At 41.1% G+C, this 6,169-nt stretch carries 4 protein-coding genes and 1 pseudogene; 3 read left to right on the plus strand and 2 right to left on the minus strand.

Features of this window, described 5'->3' with window-relative positions:
* Positions 1-209 (plus strand): annotated as a pseudogene (locus tag BMW61_RS21220) (ISNCY family transposase); the annotation flags it as partial.
* Between the two features lie 1,342 nt (positions 210-1,551).
* Here the strand turns inward: BMW61_RS21220 and BMW61_RS21225 are convergent.
* Together BMW61_RS21225 and BMW61_RS21230 are read right to left on the minus strand one after the other, a co-directional pair.
* Positions 1,552-3,264, minus strand: coding sequence for a bifunctional diguanylate cyclase/phosphodiesterase (locus tag BMW61_RS21225; protein WP_091826025.1), 1,713 nt, complete (start codon positions 3,262-3,264; stop codon positions 1,552-1,554).
* 104 nt (positions 3,265-3,368) lie between these two features.
* Positions 3,369-4,817 carry a methyl-accepting chemotaxis protein gene (locus BMW61_RS21230; RefSeq protein ID WP_175475342.1) on the minus strand — a complete coding sequence of 483 codons (1,449 nt, stop codon included), beginning with the start codon at positions 4,815-4,817 and terminating at the stop codon, positions 3,369-3,371.
* A gap of 121 nt (positions 4,818-4,938) precedes the next feature.
* Between BMW61_RS21230 and BMW61_RS23010 the strand changes: the two genes are divergently transcribed.
* Both BMW61_RS23010 and BMW61_RS21240 read left to right on the plus strand, forming a co-directional pair.
* Positions 4,939-5,106, plus strand: coding sequence for a helix-turn-helix domain-containing protein (locus BMW61_RS23010; RefSeq protein ID WP_091826031.1), 168 nt, complete (start codon positions 4,939-4,941; stop codon positions 5,104-5,106).
* Positions 5,107-5,195: 89 nt separating this feature from the next.
* The coding region (locus tag BMW61_RS21240) for a tyrosine-type recombinase/integrase (RefSeq protein WP_091826034.1) at positions 5,196-6,169 on the plus strand (974 nt) is incomplete at its 3' end.

Here is a 6,169-nt window from a genome sequence, read left to right on the forward strand (position 1 = left end):
CTGCACTAATTCTCCTTGCGGCCGTATGATATATATCTATCCCGAAAAGAATCTACGTGCATATCCAGGGATACTGCGCGGTACTGAAGAATGGGATAACACCTATAAAATCAGAACCGTCGTTGAAAGAGATATCAATCACATGAAAGAGAATCTCTGTCTTGCAGGGCGTCGCACACAAAATGAAAAAACATTGCATGCTGATCTAATTCTTGCAGGTATCACTCAGCTCATCACCGTCGTTCTAGCTGACAAAATCAAACATCATGAGTATATCCGCAGTGTAAAACCGCTAATCGCGTAGGACTTACCAACTTCATTAAGCCATATGCTTATTAAAGTGCGCCCAAATTGCTAGTTCACATTTTTGCATCAAAGAATTCATGCTCTGCATGAATTCTTCCTTGTTTAAATTCAAGATTGCGAACGAGCAAAGCGCGTTTCGCAATTACCTAAATGTCTTATAATCAAGGCGCGGCAACATTTTTTGGCTGACTTGTCAAGCTTTTTTTAAAAAGCGTAAAAAAATCAGAGGGTATTTCACCTCTGATTTGGGATAACTATTCAATTAAAAAGTCGACGGCTTATCTAAATGACATTGCCCCCGTCCCCGGGGGCCATTATACACAGGTCATATTCGCCGCAATACTTGGCATACTGTTCCTGGGAGAGATGTCAACATTGCTGTCATTCGCAGGATATGTGATCATCATTGGAGTTGCAGTACTTAGGTGGAGATATAATCTGAAAAGTGAAGAGTGATTGAGAAATGGTATTCTTTAGAGGATAAGTCAATAATAAAGCCGTGACAAATTGCCACGGTATTGTTTTAGGGAGGACCCTTCAGATTTTACACTGAAGGGATGTTATGAAAAAGAATTTGTTTGTATGTGGGGTATCAAGTGGATTTGTGTTCCTCTTGATGTACTAATGACCTTTTATAATCAAAAAACAGGATTAATCAACATAGTCTGTTGCCATTCCAAAGCAGGACGTGGTAAAGGTGGATATCGTTTCCGATATTCAGCCACCCACCAAGGAAGTGATTCCTTTACATGAGGTGGCGCCGCACCTTGACAATTCACATATGATAGAAAAAAAGACCCCTACATCATTTTCAGATGTAGAGATCTTTATAGTGTCATCTTAACTTAATGACATTGAGCAATACGGGCTCCCCCCCTCATATTATCCAGAGGGAGTCCATTGATACGTGGAAAAAATGAATAATCACACTAAAAAATGCCTGGCACAAAATTATGCTGCATTTTACGCCGCCCGTCGGCCACTGATGCGATAACCAGCAGCCACTCGGCGGCAGTAACGGCCACCTGTTTATGAGGTGGATTTTAACTGAATCATAACTCATGGTGGAATTCACATCTTGACCTTGTGAAGAGGAAGACCGTCTACAGCTTAGCCCATTTTAAGAGTGGGCACTCTTGCAAAAGGTTAATAAAAGGACAACCAAATGGAGTCCGATAAGCCCTCATTAATTTTACTGTAACATGGTTTATGGATAGCGGAAAAGCGTTGGAAATTATTGCCATGTTAATTGATAGGATACTGTCCGATTTCAAGCCGTTTCTCGAATTCATCCAGAGGAAGCGGCTTGTCATAATAGTATCCCTGAGCATATAAGCAATAATTGTCACGAAGAAGCTGAACCTGCTCAGCAGTTTCAACACCTTCTGTAATGCATTCGATTCCCATGTCAGATGCCATAGCTGTTATGTGATTATATAGAACTGTAGAGAGATCTTTTTGGTCGGTTGAAGATATCGGAAGTAGACTTCTGTCAATCTTCATTACGTTCCATGGCAACTCCCTGATAAGATTTAAGGAAGAGTAGCCGATACCAAAATCATCAATGGATGAATGTATACCTATCTTTGTAAGACCTTCGACCAGCTTTTTGAGTTTAAGATAATCGCCTTCTGTAGTTGTCTCGGTTAGCTCTATCTCAATGTATTCATATGGGATATCATATCGGTTTATTATACTGGCGATTTTATCCAAAAGTTCCGGATCAGCCAGGTGCTTACGGGAAAAGTTAATAGATATCCGAACCACGTTTTTCCCTTCATCCAACCATTTTCTTATATTCTTACAAACAAGATCAAGCATATAGAAATCCAGCCGGAATATATCCGTGTTACGTTCGAGTATCGGAATGAAATCCATAGGTGGTATTATCCTTCCATCCCTGATCCATCTGCATAGAGCCTCTGCGCCTATGATCCTGCCCGTTTCAACATTTACTTTTGGCTGATAGTATGCATGGAATTCATAATTATTTAGAGCTTCTTCAAAATGTCTGCGGATTTTTGAAACATTCTCTTTATCCTCTATATACTGCATACTCGCATATACAACATCAGTTTCATCGGATATTTTAGCAGTCTGACAAGTGGGCAAGATCATTTCAACAATGTTGCCCGGCCTTTCATATTTGAAATCACTCGGAATGATAAATACTCCGGCATATGCTGATACGATTGCGCTGCTTGAAGTCAGCCGGTCATATATGATAGGTGTGCCTTCAAAAAAAGCGAGAATTTTCTCCAACATTTCATTTGGGAATATAGCTGCGAAGCTATCCCCGCCCACACGACACACAGTACCACTATTTCCAATCATATCCCTTAAAGTATCGAAATGGGCTTTCATAACGGCGTTGCCTTCTTCGAATCCCAGATCACGATTTATGACAGAAAAATCCTTAAGGTTATACATAATGGCGGTAAAGCCGTTAAATCCACCTGTTTTATTCATTTTTTCAAGATGGCGGAAGAAATATGCAAAATTCGGATATCCATTGTCGTCATGAAACGCGAGATTCTCGATTGCTGTCTGCATACGGTTCCGTCCTACGTAACTCATCATGGAACGCAGACAGATGTCAAGCTGCTGTTCTTCTTTATTGCTCAAATGTTCTGTGCCTTTGGCAGAATATGCTATGGCTCTAACTATAGCCCCTGTTCTTGAAATGAGTTCTTTTTTGAGCACAACAATGTCCGCAGAACCTTCATTGAAATCACAGAGGATTTCTCCCTTGCCGTCTTTTTCATCCACACTGCTCCTATAAAACTCTGTGACAACTTTGGTCAGACGAAAAGAACGAGCCAATCTGCAAAGAACATCAACCAGGGTTTCTCTGGAAAAATGTTCAAAATCAACCATGGCATCGACGAATTTTATGAATAGTTCTGAAAAATCATCTTGTGTTGTCAATTTTTCATCAGTATTATCTAAGTTGGCCATTATTTCTCCTCCGGTTCTCAGTCCGAGATTACTATAAATTGAAAATGGGGTCAGGGGGGTACCGTTATCTAAATGACATTGGGACGGTTCTGACCGGTATTACATTATTTCAGCCTCTGCGCCTGATCATATATCCCCTTCAGCAGAATATCAAACTCATCAAATTTCTCCACCGCTGTCCTTGCTCCCTCTTCGCCCATACCGGACAAAGCTGCCACCTGCTCACTTGTGGCGGCGAGGCTCGCAATATTATTATTGATCTCCGTTGCACTTCTTCCTATAGCTTCTATGGAAGTACCGATATCATTAAATCTTCCTATAAGGTTTCCAACGTTCTCCCCGATCTCTTCAAAAGTATCTGCGGTCTCTCTGATAAGAATGTCCTGAGCCTTGACAGACTCAGCTGCCGCATTGGTAGAGTCTACCGCATTCTGAACATCAGCGGAAAGCTCCTGCATGATGCTGGTGATCTGATTTGAAGCACTGCTGGTCTGCTCCGACAGCTGCCTTATCTCATCGGCAACCACAACGAAACCTTTCCCGGCTTCTCCCGCACGCGCTGCCTCAATTGAAGCATTGAGCGCAAGAAGATTGGTCTGCTTTGATATCGATATGATGGAACCGACAATCTTCTCAACCTTTTCGACCTTCTCAGTGACAGCTCTTGTGGATGCCACCGTCTTATCACTCATCTCAACAACATTTGCGGTCTTGTCCTTGAGCTGGTCGATGACCTTAGTCCCATCAATAACGGCTTTCTGCGTGCTCTCGGACATCTCAACCATCTGATTTCTCTTGGCATCAGCCACTTCCGTCTGCTCATGGATATCTGCTATCTGATGTGACTGCTCTGTCACGGCAGCTGCGGTATTTCCTGTGCTGCCCGCAATTTCCCTCATGCCATCGTGGTTTCTTCCTATGATGCTCTTTAACTCATCGACTTCCCCATGGGCCTCATCAAACAGCCCCGTAATTTCCTTGGCGATCTCCACCATCTGGATACGGGTCTTTTCCTGGGTCTCCTGCCCTTTCTTGATGGCCTCGTCGTCCTCTCTTACCAGTGTCCGCCTCATCTTAAGCGACTCTATTCCGGCAATTCCCGCAAGAATGATTATGAAACCGGCCACAAAATGGTCCCTGGGTATCGAACCTGTAGCAATAAGATTTCTGACCAGGACAATAAGTCCGCCTATGGTCATAGTCATCTGTCCCACCACATAGAGCTTTAAGTCCAAATAAAGAATACACGACAGCATTACCGGTATCGCGAATGCATAAAAAATCATATCATGTTGTATTATCATGATAATGATATAGTAAAGAGTCGGACCTCCCAGAATGACCACTGCGCCAAACCTGGTCTCTCTGAATTTGATAAATCCAACCGTCATCTGCAGCACACCTGCCAGGACAGCGACAATCTCGATGACAAGCCCCAGGCTCATTCCGTGTGTTGCAGCATCCAGCACTACCATAAAAAGCGCAGTAAAGGCAATAATAAGGTTGATCTGAAATACTTTTTTGTTTGATCTTGCATACTGGTCAGGGGTCATATAATTATCTCCTTTAGCCATGAAAACAGAATTTAACTGAACAATAACTGACAAAATAATTATACAATGTTTTATTGTGAACAATTATTAAATAACGCTAAAATCAATCTTGCATCCGGTTATGAAGTCAGTCATAGAAGAAGCTTCTGAGTATTCCAATATAGGAATAAACAGAATAAGGGAATTATGTAAAGATCCGTTAAACAAGATTTCCTTTCAGGTAGGCAGAAAAATATTGATTAAAAGAGAAGCATTTGACGAGTATTTGAATAACGTGGAGCTCATTTGACGGAGGCTGATATGGTTGAAAAAATGGGTGTTCTATGTTATTTTTATACACGCGTGATGATGCTTCTTTTAATATGAAGGAGTATTATTTTGGGCAAAGATTTAAGAGGCCGAGAGATCGGTGAAGGTATTGTGCAAAGAAAGGATGGGTTATATTCAGCCAGATTTACGAATAAGAGTGGAAAAAGAGTAGAAAAATATTTTGATGGTGTAGCAGATGCGAAAAAGTGGATAACAATCAGTAAACTTGAGGATGAAAAACATTCTGACACAGCTATTGAATATAATATGACTGTAGACGAGTGGTTTCTGTACTGGATAAAGACTTTTAAGCAGGGGCTATCACCCAATACAATAAGAAACTATAGAGAACGTTACTATAATAATGTTCAAAGCTATATTGGGAAAATGCTTCTGATTGATGTTAAACCTATGCATTGTCAGCAGATTTTCAATGAAATGCAGACGGAATATGCAATATCCACAGTTTATCAGACATATATATGTATTGGCTCTATGTTTAAATCGGCTTTGATGAATGATCTGATAGTTAAGCATCCGCTGGACGCCGTCAACTTTAAGATGAAAAAAGTAAAGGTGCCTCGAAGAGTATTGACGATAGACGAGCAGGAAAGATTTCTTGAGTTCGCAGACAAGAATCATAATGCAAAACAGTTTAGGCTACTTTTACAGACTGGGCTTAGAACCGGAGAATTGATAGGCCTTACCTGGGACAGCTTTGATATTGAAAATCGGACCATTACAATTGATAAGGCTTTAGAGTACAGACATGAGCGTGGTTATTGGAGAGCTGGTCCTCCGAAAACAATGGCAGGATTTAGAACAATTCCGCTTACAGAAGAAGCTTTTGAGATTTTATATGGCTTATATCAAAAAAGAAGTATTAGAAAAGAGTCCATGGCACTATCTCAAGTGTTGACTTTCATTGATCCGAGGACAGGGCTTGATAGAGAAGTTTGCATGAAGGACTTGATATTTGTTAACTTTCGTACAGGTGAGCCAATTAAGAATTCTACTTACGATACCAACCTATATAAGATATG

This window comes from Butyrivibrio sp. ob235 (assembly GCF_900109475.1).
GTDB lineage: Bacteria > Bacillota > Clostridia > Lachnospirales > Lachnospiraceae > Butyrivibrio.

Bases quoted from the DNA above. Each gene is read 5' to 3' on its own strand.
- BMW61_RS21225 (WP_091826025.1), bottom strand. From the start codon at position 3,264: ATGGCCAACTTAGATAATACTGATGAAAAATTGACAACACAAGATGAT.
- BMW61_RS21230 (WP_175475342.1), bottom strand. From the start codon at position 4,817: ATGACCCCTGACCAGTATGCAAGATCAAACAAAAAAGTATTTCAGATC.
- BMW61_RS23010 (WP_091826031.1), top strand. From the start codon at position 4,939: ATGAAGTCAGTCATAGAAGAAGCTTCTGAGTATTCCAATATAGGAATA.